A 20277-nucleotide genomic window follows, 5' to 3' on the forward strand; every position below is an offset into this window, starting at 1 on the left:
AAATTAAGGAGACGCTAATGGCAGTCACTAAAACGCAAACAGCAGATATCGTTAAAAAATTCAAAACTTCTGACTTGGACACTGGTTCTTCTGAAGTTCAAATCGCTCTTTTGACAGCGAAAATCAACGATCTAACAACTCACTTCGCGAAACACAAAAAAGACCACCACGGTCGTCGCGGTCTAGTGACAATGGTTAACCAAAGAAGAAAGCTTTTGGACTACTTGCACCGCAAAGATGTTAAGAAGTACCAAGATCTTATCAAAGCTTTGGAAATCCGTAAGTAATCCAACAGATTCCAAATTAGATGAAGGGGCGGGAAAAGCCCCTTCGTCATTTCAAGCCACAGCAGAGCAGAGCATAAGGCTTTGTGATAACTTCAAGGAGATTCAATGAAAACGACTGTAACAACATCGGTGGGCGGAAAACAGATTACCATCGAAACAGGCCGTTTGGCGAAACAAGCGGATGGTGCCGCTCTAGTGAGCTCTGGTAACAACATGGTTCTTGTTACTGCGACTTCTTCAAAAAAAGCCTCTGAACTAGATTTCTTCCCTCTTACTGTTGAATACATCGAAAAATTCTATGCAACAGGTAAGATCCCAGGTGGTTACTTCAAACGTGAAGCCAAACCAACCAACGATGCAGTTTTGATTGCTCGTCTTATTGACCGTCCAATCCGTCCTTCTTTCCCTGAAGGCTACCGCCACGAAACACAAATCGTTGCGACAGTATTGTCTGCGGATGGCGCATTCCCATTGGAAATTTTGGCAAGCTTGGGTGCTTCTGCAGCCCTGCATGTTTCTGACATCCCATTCAACGGCCCAACAGCAGCGGTTCAAATCGCACGCGTTGACGGTCAGTTCGTAGCCAACCCAACTCCACAACAGATGGAAAAATCTGACATGGATATGATCGTTGCGGGTACTCGCAATGGTTTGTTGATGGTTGAAGGTGAAACGAAATTCATCTCTGAAGCAGACGCTTTGGCAGCATTGAAATTCGGTCACCAGTCTTTGCTTCCTCTTTTGAACGCTCAAGATGAGTTGCGTGAAAAAGCCGGTTCTGTGGCGAAACGTGCTTTCACTGCTCCAGCTATCGATGCAGACTTCAAAGGCAAAGCTGAAGGTCTGTTGAGATCTAAAATTGCGGCGGCTCTTTCTATCAAAGAAAAGCAGGACCGTTATGCAGCGGCCAATGAAGCAGCGGCAGAAGCTGAAAAAGCTCTTCTTGCTGATATCGCTGACAAAGATCTTTTGAAACAGCGTAAAAAAGAATTGAACGCTATCGTTGAAGATTTGAAGTACCAAGAAGCTCGTTCCATGATTTTGGATCGCGCAGTTCGTATTGATGGTCGTGATGTGAAAACTGTACGTCCGATCGCCAACGAAGTTGGTATCCTGCCTCGTGCTCACGGTTCTGGCTTGTTCACTCGTGGTGAAACTCAAGTTTTGGGGACTGTGACTTTGGGTACAGCTGATGATGAACAAATGGTTGATTCACTGTTGGGTCTGCAGAAGCGTAAATTCATGCTTCACTACAACTTCCCTCCATACTCTGTAGGTGAAGTGGGTCGTATGTCCGGTACCAGCCGTCGTGAGATCGGTCACGGTAACTTGGCAGAACGCGCGATCAAAGCAGTTCTTCCGGATTTCGAAAAGTTCCCATACACAATCCGTATCGTGTCTGAAGTTTTGGAATCCAACGGTTCCTCTTCAATGGGTACAGTGTGCTCTGGTACTATGGCATTGCTTGATGCCGGTGTTCCTTTGAAAGGCAACGTTGCCGGTGTGGCAATGGGCTTGATCAAAGAAGGTGACCGTGTTGCGGTTCTGACTGACATCCTGGGTGATGAAGATCACTTGGGTGACATGGACTTCAAAGTTGCGGGCACTCCACAAGGGATCACGGCTCTTCAAATGGATATCAAAATCGACTCTGTTTCTTTCGAAGTGATGGAACAAGCTTTGGCGCAAGCTAAAGAAGGTCGTTCACACATCTTGAACGAGATGGAAAAAGTGATCAAAGTTCCTCGTGGTCAAATCTCTGAATTTGCTCCTCGTATTGAAACAATCAAAATCAAGCCAGATAAGATCCGTGAAGTGATCGGTTCTGGTGGTAAAGTGATCCGTGGTATCACGGAAGCTACAGGTGTTAAGATCGAAATCCAGGATGATGGTACGATCAACATCGCTTCCGCTGATCCAGAAGCAACAAAAAAAGCTATCGCAATGATCAACGACATCATCGCTGAAGCCGAAGTGGGTAAGACCTACAAAGGCCGTATCGTGAAGATCGCTGAATTCGGTGCTTTCGTTGAAATCCTTCCGAACACGCAAGGTCTTTTGCACATCTCTGAAATCTCCAACGAACGTGTACGCGCAGTTTCTGACGTACTCAAAGAAGGTGAGATTATTGATGTTAAGGTTCTTGAGGTTGACCGTTCTGGTCGCGTCAAGCTTTCCCGTAAGGCTTTGCTTCAGTAATTGTGACAGACACTAAGTTCAAAAAAACTGAACTTTCTAACGGGATCCGGGTGGTGAGCGAGCTTCACCCAGGGTCCCGTGCCGTTTCTATGGGTATTTGGGTTTTGACGGGGACGCGGGATGAAACTCCTGAAGTTGCCGGTATTTCCCACTTGCTTGAACATCTGGTCTTCAAAGGCACCAAAAATCGTTCGGCCTATCAAATTGCCAAATCCTTGGAAGCCTTGGGTGGAGAACTCAATGCCTACACCACACGCGAATACACCTGCTATCATGCCCTGGTTTTGAAAGACCATTGGGAAAAGGCGTTGGATGTTCTGGCGGACTTGGTTTCCAACATGAAGCTGGTTCAAAAAGAATTTGATCTGGAAAAGGGCGTGATCCTGCAAGAGATCGCCATGTCCGAAGACAGCCATGAAGATATGGTCTATGACGTGTTCTATGAACAGGTCTATGGCAAACACCCCTTGGGACGTCCGATCCTGGGGACGCCGGTTTCTGTGGCTCGTATGAAACAGACCCAGGTGATGGATTATTACCGTCGTAATTACACCGGCAAAAACATCATTATCAGTGCTTCGGGTTGTATCAACCATGATGAACTGATGGCCGGAATCCAGAAACGTCTGGGCGTCAAAAAGAAAAGTGAACTTAAAAACACCCGTCGTGTTCCGCGCTGGTTGACCCGTCGTCATGTCGTGGAAAAACAGGCAGAACAGGTCCACATGCTTTTGGGGTTCCCAACAGCCAGCTTCCAGGACAAACATCGTTTTGAGGCGGTGGTGACCAACACTCTTTTGGGTGGAGGCATGACATCCAAGCTGTATCAAAGTGTGCGTGAAAAAAGAGGCCTGGTTTATTCCATTCACTCCAGCCTGAACACCAATATTGATTCTGGTATGTTGACGATCTATGCGGGAACAGAAGCCAAGAATGCCCGTAAAGTCGGGGATTTGATCTCTAAAGAGTTTGCGAAGATTCGCAAGCAGGGTGTGACCAAGGCAGATGTGGAGATGTGCAAAACTCAGATCATCGGCAGCATTCTTCTGGGATCTGACGATATTGAGAATCGTATGACGTCCTTGGCAGTGAATGAGATGGTGTTCGGCAAGTACCGCGCTGTTGAGTCTGTGATTGAAGAAATCAAGGCGGTGACAGTGGATTCCGTAAATCACTATATCCGCCACGAACTGGATCTGGATAAAGCATCCGGTGTTCTTCTGGGCCCTGAAGTGAAATCACTTGAGAGCTGGTGGAGCGATCTTAAATTGTAATTCTGAGAGCGAGGATTGAAATGCAAAAGTTGGCTGTAAAAATCAAAAAACTGGAAAACTTCCGCGGCGAAATTCCTGCCTATCAGTCTTTGGGGGCCAGCGGTGTTGATGTTCGTGCTCAGCTTGCTGGAGCTGTGACTTTGAATCCCGGTGAACGAGCGATGATCCCAACGGGTCTGAGCTTTGAAGTTCCATTGGGATATGAAATCCAAGCCCGTCCGCGCAGTGGTTGGGCGGCAAAAAGTGGCCTGACGGTATTGAACACTCCGGGCACGATTGATGCTGACTATCGCGGCGAAGTAAAAATCATCGTGATCAATCTGGGCAACGAGCCCGTGGTTATCAGCGATCAAGAGCGCTGTGCCCAACTGGTTGTGGCTCCCGTGATTCAAGCGCAATTCGAAATCGTGGACGAGCTGAGCTCCACTGAGCGTGGTGCGGGTGGCTTCGGCTCCACAGGTCGCGCGTAGAAAAGAATTTGTTTTTATCAAAAGACGTCAAACCCACCCTTTAAAGGTGGGTTTTTTTATGCCCTGATACCTGCACAGGGCTTTTTAAAAAGTCTTAGAATTAAGAATTCCGTCCTTGGAATTCCACGGGAATATCCGAAAAAGGAGCTCAGAAGACATATATCGGATCTGAAGGTCGGAACGTACCTTGCTTTGGGGGGTACTGACGATAAAGGAGATGTTATGTCAGTACAAAACACTTTTAAAATGTTCATGATTGCAATCCTGTCCGGCCACCTTCTGGCGTGCCAAGGCACAGGTGGAAACAGCCCGCAAAGCCCGACTGCGGGCTCAGACAATAGTGCTCAAGAGGTCAACCCCCGCCGTGTTCTTGCTGAAGGTGTGGTGATTGAGATCAAGAAGGTCGCGGATCTTCGCGAAGACCGTTCAAATTATTCAGAGTTCAAAAATAATCTTAATATCTACGAAACCAAGCTGTCGATCCCGGAAAATATTTACGTCAACCAGCTTGAGATCAAGCGCTCGTTTTCATCTTTGGCGGTAAACCCTGCCTATGAATCCATTTCCAAAATTGATGCAAAGTATGTGTCGGGTCAGTACGTGATTTCAGACCGCTTGAATCTTTGGAAGAATGATCACACTCAGAAAACTGTCACTTACCGTATCTATTCTCAGGAAAAACTAATCGCGGAAAGCACTTACACTTTGACTCCCGATCTGGTGGTTTCCTCCGCAGATAAAGTGACGACTTTGCAGTCTTTGGGAATTTCTTCCGGGGCCTATAAGTTCGGCATCATCTTCATTGAAAAAGAAAATATTCTTCGCACAGAAGGACAGCAGGTTTACCTGGAAGTCGGTCGCCTTTATGCGGAAGACACGGCCACCATTGAATCATTCTCCCGGGAAGACGCGGAGAAAATTCCAGCCGCAGGACAGGTGGGTAAAAATGGGGGCTATCTTTCGTTACGAGCAGGTATGGCTATGGGACACTTGAATATCAATATGCGTGGAACAGCAGGGGGCGATGGCTTGCCGGCAGCATTGCAGACGGGAGTCGGAGCAAATGGGGCACGTGGATCGGATGCAAAATTCCACAGAAGCTGCTTTGGTGGTGGAGTCTATCGGGATGCTTTGTTGGCACGTCCTGGCCGGGAAATTTGTGAGCTTGTTTGTGAGAGAAGACCTTCTGATGGCACACCCGGCGGCGAAGGCCCCAAAGGATATCGCGGAGGTATGGGGATGATTGGTGGCCATTCAGGTTCTGTCGATATTTCAATTTCCACGGGCCCTTTCTTTACGGCCAGTCTGAGGGTTGAGCCTGGATTGGGCGGTTTCGGTGGTCCCGGTAGCGAAGGTGGCAAGGGTGGAGAAGGTGGAGCCCCTGGTACTGGTCGCCCTGGATGTGAGGGGTCGGTCGCAGGCAGGCAAGGTGCTCAAGGTCAAAAAGGTGACAACGGGGCCTCTGGTCCGCGTGGTCAGCAAGAAGACAGTACTGTCACCGTCAATGGTCAGTCCATTATTTAAGGAGTTGGAAAGTGAAAAAGCAACTTGTTGTATATTCGACCTCATTTGCTTTGCTGATGTCAGCTTGCGCTCCGGCCGGGAAAAATGTGACCACGACAGCTCCCCAAAAGCAGAATCAGAATTCTGGCTGGGAGCAATTTCAAAAGTTAATATTTGCGGAAAACGCCAACCTGCCGCTGGCCGAGGCCTTGCGGTCGTTGTTGCAGGAGCAAAATCCCGAGGTGCTGGTATTCCTGAAAGCACAATTGGAAGAAGGGAAGACCTTGGCCTTTCCTGATGAAATCAGTCAAAGATGGGATCTGGCGAAGAAAAGCATCATCGTCGGCGACTCCACAGCTTTGGCAGACACCGATCTTCTGCTGAATACGTTGAATTTAAACTTGAATGAAGTTCAGCGCAGCAATGCTTTTCATCATCAGTTGGAAGGGAAGATGGCCGGTCTGGTTCAATCTGTGGCATTGCGCAATTTACTGAAAGCCTTCGATGAACAGATCAAAAAAGACAGCCGCGAAATCGCGGTGGATGTTGTCGCCAAAATAAAAGTAGCTCGCCCCGAGGTGCTGGATAAAATTGATAAGACTAAACTCATCGGCGATCGTTCCGCCCAGATCGAGCAGATTGTTGCGTACTTAAAACAAGCTGACTATTTATTTTACCAATATGGCTTAAGTGAAGATGATCAGGCAAGTCTGGCTCTTTACACGGCAGTGGCAGGTGCTATGGCCGCAGTCCTGGCCGAATCAGCAACAGTCAAAACATTGCTGGTCAATATTCAGCAGGTCCGTGATGTGGCGGAAAAAGCCAAAAAGGTTGTGGCTCTGGCCGAGTCTCTGAAGGCCTACAGCGAGTCCTTGAAAAAGGATGCGGTGGTGATGGGTGGTTCTGTCAAAAACATCTATGGAAAAATTAAGAATCTGACGGACGATATCGATCTGTCCTTGTCCGAGCCGGGGAAAAAACAGGCCCGGGAAATGATGGATGCTCTGTTGAACGGTCGCGCCTCAGAACCACCGTCACCTGAGGTGGCGGCGGAGCTGGAAAAGAAAGGGTTCTTCCAAAGAAAACGGGAATTGGATTCTGATGTTCAAAAGTTTGTAAATAGCGCCGACAATGCTTCAAAGTCTTTGGACAATATTTTAAAAACCACATTGCAAGTGACGGATGCTTTGGGCGTCAAGTTGAGCCCTGGAGTGACCAAGGCCATTGATACGGCCATGAAGATCAATCAGGGAATTCAGGCTGTTAGTGCGATCTCCAAAGCCTTCAGCGCCGGTGGTTTTGTTGGAGCGTTGGGTGCTTTCTCTGGCGGCCCGGCAACGATGGCCTTGGCTGCCTTTGGTGGTTTGGGTGGAGGCGGACCGGACCCGGCCGTGATGGCAGAGCTGAGAGCTATCAAGCAGAGTCTTGCTGAAATCAAGGCCATGCAAAAAGAGATTCTTGAGAACCAGAAGAAAATGATGGTGATGATCAAGGATTTGGCTCTGATGATGGAAGAATACCATAAAGCCCAAATGAAGCAGGCGATGGATACATACGAAGAGGTGTTGAACAACCGCAGTGCTTTGACCGAGATTGATGAAAAGTCGTTTCGATCTTGTGAGGCAATGACGACTTTTGCGCTTAGCAAGGCACCTTATTACAAGCGTATGGATTCTGCATCTTACAAAACCAAAACTTTCTTGAGTATCTCGAACATGGAGCTGGTGCAGGAAATTATTCGTGACGTGACAGGTTCCCCCAAAGAACTAATGCAGTTTATTAACAATGGCTCGTCGGAGAACTTTAAGACATGTCAGCAGGAAATGAGCACGGTCTTCATGACCCGCGACATTCAAAAGTTCAGCCGGGCGGCTTGGACGGAGGGAAGCCCCGAAAAAGAACTGAAAGATGGTGGTGAAGTTGTAAGAAAATACTACGTTCCTGCTTTGTCTTATCTGCAAAAAATGACGGTGGATAAAGAGGCGCGTTGGCAGAAGTTGGGACTTCATTTACCGGTTCTGAACGTGTCGGCTTTGATTGCCAAGAAATCCCGTTATGTAAATCAGCCAGGACAAATCAGTAATCTGATGGAATTGCAGAATTTGACTGCGACCCACAAACTTGAAAAATATGTGACTGCATTGCTGCTTCTGCATCCCTATTTGACGGTGGACTATGAAAACTGGAATTCCTCATTGCAGGAAGTGCTTAGTGCGGCAGTCACAGAGCAAACACGGGAACGCACGCGGCAGCTGCTCAGCAATGCCTTTGAACGCGTGCAGATGGCGGTTGCGCAGGAGGCCTTGCTTGCCGGAGAGCCTTTGCTGCCTGACTTGAGTTTGCATTGGACTGAATTGGTGAAAGAGCAGAAAAATTGCGAGGGACAAGAGAAGTTCTGCTTTGTTCGTGAAAACAAGTTGATGATGGGAAATCTTCTGACGTATGTGCTGGTACAGCGAACAGGTGTGATTTCGAATACTGTTGAAGCTATGACAAAGCGTCGGGATATCTATCAACAATGGCTTCGTGAGCCCGCGGTTCTCGCTCAGATCTTGATGGTGCCGGTCGAGGCTTTGGTAAAAGATGAAAAAGGCCGTTTGCAGCTAGTGCTGGCAAAGGGGGAGGCCTTGACGATACTCATGCCAGAGGTTGAGGACGTGGCTACAGGGCAGTTGCAGTATACCGAAGCTATGTCCCGAATGATCCAGCTTCAGCATCGAGTGGCTGACGAGTTGGCGAAGATCTCCTCTATGGGATACAGCTCTGAAGAACGGGAAAAACTCGCCAAAGCGATGTTCTTAAAGTAATAAAAAAAGGGACAGGTTAAGCCTGTCCCTTTTTTGTTAGCCCAGTCGCTCCAAGCGACTGATATCGATGCGATTCCAAAGCCAGATAATAAACACAATCGCGAACAGAATTGTGACAAGCCTTAGTGAGCGGCGTTTGTCCATCTGGAAATTCTCTGTCAGGCCCACGGCCATCAACAGGGCGGTGAAAGCAAAGCCGACCAGTGTGATGGGTGGAATCAGCTCTGAACCTACCTGGAAGATGAAAAACGGAATATTTGCAAAAAGAAGCAAGGTAAAGATCTTGCGCAAAGAGCAGGTGCGTTTTTCAAAAACCTGGAAGTAGTAATAAATGAACAGGGAGCCGATAAAGGTAGTCACCAGACCGACAATGGGGGACACGATGATTCCACCCATGATGCGGTAGAAGTTCGGTGGTACCAGCCCTGTCAGGACTCCGGAGATGATCGACAAAGACACCAAAGTCATCAGAAGCAATGGCCAGTTCCAGTCCGGCAGTGTTTTGATTTTTTCGATGGGATGGCGAAGGTAGTTGATGATGTAGCGAACAACCTCTTTGGTCATTTCAAAAGAGGGCTGCTGTTTATTCGGGGTGACGTCTCTGTAGTCGCTCATGACATTATCTCACCACCGCGCATTAAATCTGGCAAGGTGTATTTAGGAATCCCGCAAATCCATCTCTGCTAAAGTTTGCGCTCTTTCTAGTAACAACATCGAGTTCGTCAAGGCGGACTCTGGTAATGCTCCCAAAGAACTTAAACTGTTTAAGGTTGTCCGGCGCACCAGTTGCTTGTGCAGGCGATAGCTGATGTTCAAAAACAGGCTGCCTTTGTTATAGACGGGCATTTCGATGTCCGTAGTGGGGATCGGGAACGCCTGCAGCCCCTGAGGACGGCTTTGCCCCGGGTCGGTAATTTCAGTAATGCTGATCACGCAGTTGGATCGGCGTTGGCGCAAAAGATCCTGAAACTCCTGCCAAGTCGGCGCATCAATGACCAAGTGAAAGCGACGGCCCAGGTCTTCTTGTTGTTTTAAGAAATACTCGAAGCGCACCTTGCGCAGGTCCTTCTTGTTCCAGGGCAGATGCAGGGTGAAGACTTCATAACCGTGTTCGGCCAGGAAAACGGTGTATAGATTCCAGTAGCTGCTGAAGTAGAAAATAGACCGCGGCCCGGTGACAAACAGCAAAGGCCAGCGAGTCAGAAGACAATTGGGTTTGAGCTCAAAGGCGATCTCCTGACGGCGGCGGGCGCGATTGCTCATCAAAGCCAATCCCAAAAGAAACACCGTCGTTGCCATCGCCAGAAGAATAATATCCACGCGCTATTATATTGAGATCCCTGTTTAAAATGCAAGAAGTCGAGTTAGAAGCGCTTCAGCCACTCCAAAAGGGTCAACACCACATCCGGCCGCTCATCGGTCTGGCGAAGCTCCGTACGAATGGACCACGGTCCTCCAAGGCGGCGCCGAACGGTGAACTGCCGTTCTTCGGAAAAATCAGATCCCATACTCAAGGTTGTGCTGTCATCCAGGCGCACCCGGGCCGTGTAGGACTTGGTCACCGGGTTGTAACTGACCGATTGAATTGGCGTTGACGACAAGAACAGCAACGAGAACAGGCCAAAGGCGCCGTCCGACATCGCCCGGCTCATGCTGGCGGTGGAGTTGACTTCCTCTTCATTCAGCTCGTCCAGGGATTTATTGAATAAAAGAACCGAAACAATTTGCTGACGATTCAGAGGTGGATCACTTTCAAACTCGATACGGGGCTTTTCCAAGTTGCCTAAAAGCAGGATGCGGATATCCACTTCGGGATTGGCATAGTTGATCTGGCCTGAAAGCTCAGGAACACGTGAGTTGGCGTGGAAGATAAGATCCACGTTCTTTACAACCGCTTTCTTGCGGAAGATCTCAAACGGAAAGCTTTGAACGGCGACAGAGCCTTTCATCAGTCCGCTGTCTTCAATATGCAGATCCACGGCCACCGGAATGTTCTGCGGCAGTAAAGAAGAGGAAATCAGAATCGGCTTTGCTGTTTTGACATCCACGGTCCAATTTAGCGTGAACGGAAGTTTGTCTTTCAGCGCAGGCGCAGAGGTTTCGGGCTTCGAGGATGCAACCTGTTCTGCATTCAGCACAAAGCGTTTGTCGGGCAGAATCTGCGGGGGTGGTTCCAATCTCAGGGGTGGTGCCTCCAAGCGGATGTCTTCCAGAGTACTTTGCACGGCAACGGTCACGCCTGTAAGCTGAGGGATCGCGCCTGTGGTTGAGACAGTAGCTTCTGTTTTGGTCCAGAGCTTTTGAGTTTGGGAACTCAGGCGGGTTTGGACTTGGGCCGTGGCGGAAAGCGGGGAGTTTAGATCCGGCAGATGAGCTTCGGCGTGTAAAAGCACTTCGCCCTTAAGCACATGTAAAGGCGCAGGGATGGCGTAAGGGGTTTTTTCAAACAGATCCTTCCACACGACGAAGTCGGGAACTTTTAAGTTGGCAGTAAGATCAAAGACGGCCTTCGACAACTGAGGATTGGCGGAAAGGTCTTTGAGCTCAGCGCGCCCTTGAGCTGAAATTTTTCCGGTCAGAAAGGCGGTTTCGCCTTGAAGTCCTGCGATCCCAGAGACGGTCAGAAGCTCATTGGTGCCAGTACCTTGGCTGCGCAGATGGAGTTCTGCCGTCAGCCTTGTTTCAACTGAGCGCAAGTTGCGGATTTTCTTTTGTGGCTTGGCGGTCAGCACGCAGTTCAGTTTTGCTTGTGAAGGAAAGCCTCTGTCCGCATGCAGGTCGCTGACAATGTAACAGTCAGAAAGGCCGAGTTCTCCTCCCAGCCAGATTTTTTTGGAGCGAAGGGGGCCGGCATGCAGTTCAAGTCGGGTTTTGGACCAGTTTAAGGATATCAGAGGACGGAACCTCTCAGTCATTTTTTGAACTTGGACCTGAAATTCGGGCTGGGCTTTTAAATTTAAAATCTCGGACCACGACAGCTCCAAAGGGGTTTGAATTTTAAGAGTGCCTGCTTGGAGAGTGGCTTGTCCGTGCACGCTCAGAGATTGAGGGTTTAATGTTCCCTGTGCCGCCAATGTTGCTGCGAAAGAATTTTCCTGAGAAGCCTCGGCACTTACAGAAAATTCTACCTGTTCGCTGGGAGCCGGGTTCGTTCGCTGCAGGCGGGCTTTAACCAGCAGAGATGGTTTTTCCTTTGCATGCAAACGAAGCTGCTCGAGAGTGATATTAAGACCACCTAGTTTTTTCAGATCCAGAACTCGTGGGAACAGGCTGGCAAAGGACGGCAGGCGCAAGTCCGGTAGCAGTGAGGTGGGTTCTTGCGGCTCGCTTTTTTCCGGCAGTTCAAGATCCAGATGGCTGATATGAAAATTCACTTCGCCTAAATTTGTAAGAACCGGCTTGAATCCTTCAATAGCGAATGAAATATCAATCTTAATTTCAGGCGCACACGTTGACAGTAGAGGTCGGTAGTCCACACAAAGTTCGGCGGAATTCAAATGAACCCGTTTTTCATTCCAGCGCAGGTTTTCAAATTCGATATTGAGCTTCCGCCACTTGGCCTGCAGTTCGGTCGGAGCATAGGTCAGGGCTTTTTTGATATTGTCTTCGTTGATAATTAACGATGGATAGAACCAGACCGTCAGCAGTACTGTCACAAGCAGGGCTGTCAGGAGGAAAATCAATCCGCTGAGGGTAAGAAGGATGTTCTTGAATATTTTCATTTAGAACTCCTTCCCGAAGCTGACAAAGAACTGATAGCCGGGATTGATGCTGCTGGGATCACGATCCACGACAAAACCGCGTCCGACAGTGCCCCGAATGGTTCCAATCGGCGAGCCCCAGCGCAAGCCCACACCCGGCGAATAGTAGATGGCCGAATCCAGCTCGGCGGCAAAGATCCCGGCTTTTGCCGCATCCAAAAAGATCAGCGGTTGCAGGTTGTAAGGAAGGATGTCGCTAGCTCGCAGCTCCAGCCCCTGATAAAACACCGTCAAAAAGCCATTATCAGAGGCGGGCAGTTGCTTACGCGCAAAACCACGCAAGTCTGCGTCTCCCCCCAGGAAGAAACGTTGAGTGACCGGAATGTCGTCGCTGTCTTTAACGCCGTCAGGAAGCAGGAAGGTTCCGGCCCAGCCACGCCAGCCTAAAATCAAAAATGGCGGGTCCCATTCATTCAGATTCCAGATAACTTGGTGGCGCAAGGTCACACGGTGAATGTTGGCTTTGGAAATAGCCCCCTGAACTTGCGAGGAGGCGTTCAGAGTCACGCTCCAGCCGTCTTGAGGATTGGTCAGGAAGTATTCGTAAAGGTGACTGGTCAGATTGACTTCGCCTGCGATACGAAGAGCGTCGATCTGATAAGGCTCTGGTCCGCGCATGATATCCGTGCGCTCGATCAACGGGCCTAATTGCGCCATTCCTGAGTAGGGTAATGCCTCCCAACCGAAGGCCAAACTGGTTCCCAGTTGATAGGTCATGGCTTCATAAGAGCTTTCCGATTCCCGTTTGACCATGGCGCTGGAGAGCAAGTGCAAGCGTGATGTCAGATCCGAGGAAAAATAGTGACGGTGTTTACCTGTCAGGGTTTGTTCCAGCAAAGAGGCAAAGAATGAGGCTTCCAGATTGTCGGCGGTTTCGTTCAAACGTGCCTGTTTGAGGGTCGAGCGAAACAGCGCGCCGCCCTCAGAGTCAAATCCCAATCCGAAAGTCAGCAGCCGGGGTTTGGCGGGAATCATACGCCGAACGATTTCCACATCACCTTGAGCGGTGCAGGTGATGTCGTAATAGGTGCTTAAATAAAGATCTTCCTGCAGGACTCGATTGGACGTGATTTCCAGCAGGCGGATGTCGAAGGGGGCCCCAGGGAAAAAGGCAGAAAAGCGATCCAGAATAGCCGGGTTCAGATTGTCTTCGCCCACAGTCGTGATTGTGCCAAAGTGATAAGCAGGTCCCGGAAGCACGTTCAGATCAAATTTTTCATCCAGCACCAAAGCTTGGGCTTCAACTTGCGGGCAAGGATAGCCGTGTTCCTGCAGGCGACGGCGTGCCCAGTTGGTGATTTCATCCAGAGTGGTTGGTGTAAAGGGCCGGCCTTTGACATAGCGACGCTTACGCCAGTTCCATTCTTCGGGGGCATTGTGAACTTCCAGTGACTGCAGTGTCGAGCGGGGGCCCAAGTTGATATGCAGGTTGTCTGATGTGGCCGTGAAAGTGGACTGGTGATAACCACGGCTTTGCAAAAAACCTTTCAGAAACAGTGTGCGTTGGGAATTAGGCATGTTTTGCCAGGCGGGACTTTTTGCTGAACCACAAAGCCAGTCGCGCTCGGTATTGGAAAACTCGATCTTTTCAGCGCCTTCAATGCGAATTCCGCACAGGCTTGTGGTTTCAGCCGGTGTGGTGATGGCAAAAAATGTTGAGAAAAGTAGCAGTAGCCAAAAAAAACGCATGCCTAGAGTTAACAGTTCTTGGGCATGCGGGCAAGTTTCGGAATTACAAAGAGGTGTTTAGGCGGAACGCGAAGTCAAAAGAGTTCTTATCGGAAGTGCTGTTCACCATGGCGGTGTGAGCGCTGATTTCAGCTCCGACAGAAAGATGCTTGTGAACCTGAGCACTGAAACCCGTGGAAACAACCAAAGACGGCGTGGTCTCATTCACGCTAATACCTTTGGAGGAATCACTAAAACGCAGGAAGCGATTGGAAAGGCCAGAACTGATAGAGTAAGACCAGATGCTCTCCAGACGGTTGGTGTAGCCGATCTTCAAGTCCAATTCTCGCAAAGTCATTTCTTCGCTGCCGGAAGAAGTGACGCCGTAGTTTTTGAACACGCCTTCGGAGTACCAGTTCGGAGAGAACAGATCCATTCCCAAAGACAGTTGAATGCCGTTCGCGTGACGGTTGAAGTTCTGGCTGTTGGCGGAAATATTCGTGAACGAGTTGGCGTAGCCGATACCTGCGTGCAGACGAACATCGTCAAAAGAGCTTTCAGACTTGCGTGCGATAGAGTTCTTTTTGGCGCTCAATTCATTCAGAAGATCGTCATAACTGACTTCTTCATAGTCAGAGCCGTTGGAAGCGGCCTGGACCAAGGTGGGAGCGGAAAACAGGGCACAAGCGATCAAAGCGAACTGGATTGTTTTAATGATTTGCATACTCTGATTCTAGCAAGGCTTTGTCATTTTTCAAAAAATGATCTTTCGTTCTGGACCTTGTCTTTGGCACACTAGATATATGTTGTCGTTCTTTAAGACCCGTCATAACTGCTATTGTGCCTTTTGTAAAAGCCCGCGCCGTATTTATCGCCGTAAAAACATTTCTTTTATGAATGTGGTGGGGAGCGCTCTGGCGTCTCTGGTGATGATGTTCGCTTTGTGGCAGCAGTATGATCCGCGTGTCCTGATCGTTTTTGTAATCTGTCTGGCGGTCTCGGAAGTGTTCGTCAAAATCCGCTGGCGCCTTTCGGTGGTCTGCCGTTCTTGCGGGTTTGATCCGGTTCTTTATTTGAAGTATCCGGAGCAAGCTGCAAACAAAGTGAAAGAGCAGTTGGATCTGCGTCGTCAAGACCCAAAATATTTGCTGGCAAAACCATTAAATTTGCCTGCAATTCCCGCAGATAAAGCGAAGGCCCTTCAGGAAAAGGGTAAAGGCCGCTTGGTATCCCGATCCATTTGAGCAAAAGATTGCAAGTCAGGGCTCTTTGTGACAGCTTAGAGCCATGAAAAACCTGGTCGTCATCCCTACGTACAATGAAAAAGAAAACATTCAGGCGATTGTGCCTGCCGTCTTTGCCCAGAATCTGGGCGTGGAAATTCTGGTCGTTGATGACAACTCTCCAGATGGGACGGGTGCCATTGTTAGGGAAATGCAAAAAAGCATGCCACAACTTCATCTTTTGTCCCGCCCGGGGAAACAAGGGCTGGGCAAAGCTTATATCGCCGGTTTCCGTTGGGGTATGGATCATGGTTTTGAAGGCATCGTTGAAATGGATGCGGATTTTTCTCATAGACCCGAGGATTTGGGGCCTTTGCTGAAGGCCATGCAGGCCAATGATTTTGCTGTGGGCTCTCGTTATGTGCAAGGCGGCCGTACGGTGAACTGGGGAATCATTCGCAAGATTATTTCCCGCGGTGGCGGGATTTATTCCCGTATGATTTTGGGTTTCCCGCTGAATGATTGGACCGGTGGTTTCAACGCCTGGAAAAAAGAAGTTCTGCACGGGATTGATTTGTCCTCTGTCGAGTCCAATGGTTACAGTTTCCAGATTGAATTGAAATACAAGGCTTTGAAGAAAGGCTTTAAAGTAGCAGAGTCTCCGATCGTGTTCGAAGATCGTCGTGTGGGGCAAAGCAAGATGTCCTTGAAGATTGTACTTGAGGCGTTTTATCGTGTTTGGCTCATGCGCTTTAAATAAAGCTTTGGCGGGTTTTCTGCTGGTGTGGCTGCTGCCCTTTAGTGTCTGGGCTCAGGCGCAGCAGGCGACAGTTATCATCGAAGGCGCCATGGTTTATCAGGACGCAGACTTCGATGCGCCGGTCATTTCCACGTTAAAGTTGGGAGGTGTTTATAACATCTCTACCAAGAAAAAAGGTCCCTTTTACAAGATCCGTCTGAAGCCGGGTTATACCGGTTGGATTTCCGATACTGATATCAAGCCTGGAGTCATTAAAATTGCCGCTCCGGAAAAAGCCAAGCCAGAGCGTGAGGAGAAGCGCAAAAGACCTTTCTTTGCCACCCGCTATCGCGGCCCGGTTTTGCAATACACGAACTACATGGAAGACACTCTCGGGAAAGAGCGCACGGATGGATTGCTTTTCTATGGTGCAAAGATCAATGGATTTAACACCATGTTCACGGGCGAAATTTATACGGATGCCAATATTTTATTCTTCTTCGGGGCGCCTTCTTATTATCAGGATTACACCAAGCGCTCCGCCGATGGATTTATTTTTATCGCTGATTTTCTTTTGCAGACGGTGATGCCACAAGGGAAGAACATGCTGTTCTTCTATGGCTTCGGTCCGATGTTTAAGTATTCTCACTTTAACCTGGATGTTCCCAGTGGCAGTTCTACTTTAAGTTATTCGGCTGATGACATGAGTCTGGGCGCAGTTTTTGACTTGGGAACGGCGATTCGCATGGGAAGCTGGTCCTTGCGCGGCGATGCAAAATATTACTGGGAACGAACCAAGTATCTCGCTTTCGGCCTGAGTTTTTCCCACGACTTCTGACGCATAGCTTCTGCAAAAGTAAGCAGGTACCTTTTCGGGGGACGGGGTGTTAAGAAAGTCCCCGGGTTTGAGGGGGCCTTTCTGATGCGTTTTGTTGCGTTGCTTATTTCACTTCTGTTTGTCTGTTCGTTTTCTTTTGCTGCGGATATTGAACCTTACTTTGAGGCTTTGAAGAACTCCGGAGCCAACTATGAGCCCGACGGGACCGTCTGCGAACAAGTGGCTCGTGTGGATATCGAGAAAGAGTTCGGGCCATCCTATGATGTTACGACTGGGATCGAATACAGCCTGGGGGAAGATACTCTGGGAGAGCTGGATGTCGTTGTATTTGAAAAGGGCACTCATAAGGTTGTCTTGGTGGCCGAGGTGAAATGCTGGAAAAACTTGCAGCAAGCCATGGACAAGCTTAAGGCACAACGGGATCGCTTTACCTGGAATCTTACCCAGCATGCCAACAAGATTCAGTTTCAGCCCCATGACGAAAAGCTTTCCTTCCGGGTCGAAGACTTCCAAGGCGGGTTTAAATTCCGTGCCATTTCTCAGTTTGGCGGCCTGAAAAAGGGCTTTGATCAGGAAATTCAAATGACCTTGAGAGATGCAGAGCAGCTGCGTTCCCGCCTGCTGAAATGTCAGGCCTGGGGCGAGTGTTTGCGTCCCCAATAGACCTTTGACTTGAGGGGGGAGCTCATGCAAATTCCCCCTATGTCGATTCAGATTTTATCTCCTGAAGTAGTGGACCAAATCGCCGCAGGCGAGGTGGTCGAGCGTCCTGCTCACTTGGTCAAAGAACTTGTTGAAAACAGCATCGATGCCGGGGCCACCCGTGTGCATGTCGAGTTTTTTGACGGTGGCCGTATCGTCAAGGTCATTGATAACGGCAAAGGCATGGCGCCGGAAGATCTTCCTAAAGCACTGGAACGATTTGCGACCAGTAAAATTTCAAAAACCGATGATCTGTGGAGTCTTCGCACTTTTGGTTTTCGCGGTGAGGCCTTGGCCAGTATCGCGGCAGTCAGTAAGTTGACTCTGACTTCACGTCGCAGTGGGGATGAACAGGCTCATCAGTTGATCAGCGAATACGGACGCAAAAAAGACCTCGACAAAGTCGGCGGGTCACAAGGCACGACTATTCTGATTGAAAATCTTTTTGATAACACTCCGGCACGTTTGAAGTTTTTAAAATCGGATTCGGCTGAAAACACGGCTATCAAAACAACTTTGAAAGCGATGGCGTTGTCCCATTTTGATGTGGAATTCCGTATCCAGGAAAATGGCAAGCTGGTTTCTTTCTGGCCCGCGTGTAAAAATCGTAAAGACCGTGTTGAGCAGATTTTGGAAATCAAACCTCTCTTTGAGGGGGAAGCCGTTCGTGAAAACGTGCGCGCCTATGCCGTATTTGCTGATCCTCACAATGTGGCAAAGACATCCAAAAATATCTGGTTGTTTGCACAGAACCGCTGGATTCAGGATCGCAGTCTGCAAGCGGCGGTGAATGAAGCCTACAGAAATCTTCTGATGCACGGAGAATACCCGATTGCAGCGGTCTGGGTGGAAACAGATCCGGACTGTGTGGATGTGAATATTCATCCGACCAAATCCCAAGTGAAATTCCAAGAGCCATCGCTGGCCTTCCGTGCCGTGGCCGGGGCTTTGCGCAGCACTTTGGAACAAGCGCCCTGGATTGTGCGTAATACTGAAAACACGATTCAAGCGGGGGCACCCGTTGCGGGTTCTGCGACGACAGCCGATGACCTGTCTTCGGCAATGCCGATGCCACAGCAGAATCTGAGTTTCCAGGACAGATCCCTGGACGTGACTCAGTTCCAGAAAAAAGAATTCAATTTCCCAAAATCAGTTCCGTCCTCATCAGTGCAGCAGCCGCAGACAACCTATCAGGCTTTGGCGGAAGCGGCGAGCGGTCGGGAAAGCTTTGCTCCCGCAGGGACTTCTGCCGCGACTGACGCTCCGATGGGCTACTGGTCTTCGCTTGAAGTCTTAGGTCAGGCCAATTTGACTTACATTGTGACTCAATCCCGCGAAAAGATCGTCTTCGTCGATCAGCATGCGGCTCATGAACGCGTTGTCTTTGAAAAACTGATGACTGCCTGGAAGGGTGGCAAGGTTGATATCCAGGATTTCCTGTTCCCGTTGGCGATTGATATGTCTCCTGAAAAGGTCGAAGGCCTTTTGACGATGGCCAAGGAAATCGAACGCCTGGGGGTGCATATTGAAGCCCTGGGGCCTGGCACCATCGGCGTGAAAGCCGCGCCGTTAATGATTAAGGAATCCAGCCTGAGCGGGGTTCTGGATAGAATGGCGACAGAAATTGTCGATCAAGGTGGAAGCTATTCTTTGGAGCGCACGGTGGGTGACATCTGCGCGACGATGGCGTGTCATTCTGTGGTTCGTGCCGGGCAATCGCTAAGCCATGATCAGATGAAAAATCTTCTGCGTGATATGGATTTGTTCCCACTTTCCAGTTTCTGCCCGCATGGTCGTCCGGTGAGTGTGGAATATCCGTTCTACAAACTGGAAAAAGATTTCGGACGAATTGTTTAGATGGCACAACGGCACGTGATCTTTGTCGTGGGCGCCACTGCCACCGGAAAATCCGAGTGGGCGCTAAAGCTTGCTCAGCAGTTTGATGGTGTGATCGTGAATTGCGATTCGGTTCAGGTTTATAAAAAACTTGATATCGGTTCGGCCAAGCCTTCCAAAGAAGAGCAAGCTCTGGTGCCGCACTACCTGCTGGATTACGTTTCTGCGCCTGAAGAAATGACGGCGGGAGTTTACAGCCGTGACTTTTACGAGGTGCTAAAGGGCATCCCGGAAGAAAAGCCGGTGTTCGTTGTGGGTGGGACGGGCTTTTATTTTATGGCCATCGAAAAAGGCATGTACCCGGTGATTCCAGTCCCGCTTGAAATGCAAAAGCAGATCGAGCAGGAGCTGCAAACGGAAGCGGGGGCTGTGCGATTGCACGCTGAAATGATGGCGGTCGACCCTGAATATGGAGCCAAGATCCATTTGTCGGATAGGTATCGTATTGGTCGCGCGATTGAGCTGATTCGCAGTCAGGGAAAAAGTGTGACTCAGATTCAGCGCGAGTTTGAAGCACAGCGCGCTCCGTTTCCATACCCGCTGTTAAAGATCGGTCCCCATTGGGATCGTGAGGTTTTGCGTGAGCGCATCCGGGGGCGGGTGCAGAAGATGATGCAGGCGGGTTTGGTGACTGAGGTGCAGGGGCTTCTCGATGAAGGTCTTGCCTCGTGGGCGCCGATGAGCAGCGTGGGTTACAAAGAAACGTTGGATTTTTTAAAAGGAACACTGAGCGAAGAGCAGCTCTTTGAAGAGATCGTGAAAAACACGCATCAACTCGCCAAAAGACAGAGAACGTGGTTTCAAAGAGACAGAGAGATTCAGTGGTTTGATGGAAGCTCGGGTTTTGCTGAGGCAAGAGCCGTGGTCGAGAAATTTCTCAAGCCTTGACCCTGATTCCGGGACAAGTCGA

General features: G+C 49.4%; 17 protein-coding genes. 12 read left to right on the forward strand and 5 right to left on the reverse strand.

The features are described 5' to 3' along the window. Positions 1-17 precede the first annotated feature (17 nt). The 6 genes from rpsO (at position 18) to ACES2G_RS06770 (ending at position 8540) form a co-directional block, all read left to right on the forward strand. Positions 18-287: a 30S ribosomal protein S15 gene (rpsO, locus tag ACES2G_RS06745; RefSeq protein ID WP_347359645.1), complete on the forward strand. Its 270-nt coding sequence runs from the start codon at positions 18-20 to the stop codon at positions 285-287. Positions 288-392: 105 nt separating this feature from the next. After that, entirely contained in the window at positions 393-2486 is a 2094-nt protein-coding gene (gene pnp, locus ACES2G_RS06750; protein WP_374001631.1) for a polyribonucleotide nucleotidyltransferase, read from the forward strand. A 2-nt stretch (positions 2487-2488) separates the two neighbouring features. Continuing rightward, complete coding sequence (locus ACES2G_RS06755) at positions 2489-3760, forward strand: M16 family metallopeptidase (RefSeq protein ID WP_374001632.1); 1272 nt, start codon at positions 2489-2491, stop codon at positions 3758-3760. A gap of 20 nt (positions 3761-3780) precedes the next feature. Next, the gene (gene dut / locus ACES2G_RS06760) at positions 3781-4230 is read left to right on the forward strand and encodes a dUTP diphosphatase (RefSeq protein ID WP_347359648.1); all 450 of its coding nucleotides are present in this window, start codon (positions 3781-3783) and stop codon (positions 4228-4230) included. 222 nt (positions 4231-4452) lie between these two features. Then, positions 4453-5754 carry a hypothetical protein gene (locus tag ACES2G_RS06765; RefSeq protein ID WP_374001633.1) on the forward strand — a complete coding sequence of 434 codons (1302 nt, stop codon included), beginning with the start codon at positions 4453-4455 and terminating at the stop codon, positions 5752-5754. Positions 5755-5765: 11 nt separating this feature from the next. Continuing rightward, positions 5766-8540, forward strand: a complete 2775-nt coding sequence (locus tag ACES2G_RS06770; RefSeq protein ID WP_374001634.1) for a hypothetical protein — start codon at positions 5766-5768, stop codon at positions 8538-8540. 36 nt (positions 8541-8576) lie between these two features. Here ACES2G_RS06770 and ACES2G_RS06775 read toward each other — a convergent pair whose 3' ends face one another. From ACES2G_RS06775 to ACES2G_RS06795, 5 genes are read right to left on the reverse strand one after another with little or no spacing between them, the layout of a single operon-like run. Further along, positions 8577-9155 carry a Yip1 family protein gene (locus tag ACES2G_RS06775; RefSeq protein WP_347359382.1) on the reverse strand — a complete coding sequence of 193 codons (579 nt, stop codon included), beginning with the start codon at positions 9153-9155 and terminating at the stop codon, positions 8577-8579. 42 nt (positions 9156-9197) lie between these two features. Further along, positions 9198-9860, reverse strand: a complete 663-nt coding sequence (locus tag ACES2G_RS06780; RefSeq protein ID WP_374001635.1) for a hypothetical protein — start codon at positions 9858-9860, stop codon at positions 9198-9200. A gap of 44 nt (positions 9861-9904) precedes the next feature. Beyond that, a complete protein-coding gene (locus ACES2G_RS06785; protein ID WP_374001636.1) occupies positions 9905-12262 on the reverse strand; it encodes a translocation/assembly module TamB domain-containing protein in 2358 nt (785 codons plus the stop codon). After that, a complete protein-coding gene (locus ACES2G_RS06790) occupies positions 12263-13990 on the reverse strand; it encodes an autotransporter assembly complex family protein (protein ID WP_374001637.1) in 1728 nt (575 codons plus the stop codon). Positions 13991-14033: 43 nt separating this feature from the next. Beyond that, positions 14034-14693, reverse strand: a complete 660-nt coding sequence (locus ACES2G_RS06795; protein WP_347359386.1) for a hypothetical protein — start codon at positions 14691-14693, stop codon at positions 14034-14036. Between the two features lie 79 nt (positions 14694-14772). On the opposite strand from ACES2G_RS06795, the gene ACES2G_RS06800 reads away from it, so the two are divergent. The 6 genes from ACES2G_RS06800 to miaA all read left to right on the forward strand — a co-directional run bounded on the left by ACES2G_RS06800 (position 14773) and on the right by miaA (position 20255). Next, entirely contained in the window at positions 14773-15213 is a 441-nt protein-coding gene (locus tag ACES2G_RS06800; protein ID WP_347359387.1) for a hypothetical protein, read from the forward strand. 43 nt (positions 15214-15256) lie between these two features. Beyond that, positions 15257-15952: a polyprenol monophosphomannose synthase gene (locus tag ACES2G_RS06805; RefSeq protein ID WP_347359388.1), complete on the forward strand. Its 696-nt coding sequence runs from the start codon at positions 15257-15259 to the stop codon at positions 15950-15952. Beyond that, positions 15927-16769, forward strand: a complete 843-nt coding sequence (locus ACES2G_RS06810) for an SH3 domain-containing protein (protein ID WP_347359389.1) — start codon at positions 15927-15929, stop codon at positions 16767-16769. Before ACES2G_RS06805 ends, ACES2G_RS06810 begins: the two co-directional genes overlap by 26 nt. An 84-nt stretch (positions 16770-16853) precedes the next feature. After that, a complete protein-coding gene (locus ACES2G_RS06815; protein ID WP_347359390.1) occupies positions 16854-17432 on the forward strand; it encodes a hypothetical protein in 579 nt (192 codons plus the stop codon). Between the two features lie 24 nt (positions 17433-17456). Continuing rightward, entirely contained in the window at positions 17457-19328 is a 1872-nt protein-coding gene (gene mutL / locus ACES2G_RS06820) for a DNA mismatch repair endonuclease MutL (protein ID WP_374001638.1), read from the forward strand. Further along, positions 19329-20255 (forward strand): tRNA (adenosine(37)-N6)-dimethylallyltransferase MiaA, encoded by a 927-nt coding sequence (miaA, locus tag ACES2G_RS06825; protein WP_347359300.1) that lies wholly within the window; start codon positions 19329-19331, stop codon positions 20253-20255. Positions 20256-20277 lie beyond the last annotated feature (22 nt).

The sequence above is a fragment of the Bdellovibrio bacteriovorus genome (assembly GCF_041888015.1).
Classification (GTDB): domain Bacteria; phylum Bdellovibrionota; class Bdellovibrionia; order Bdellovibrionales; family Bdellovibrionaceae; genus Bdellovibrio.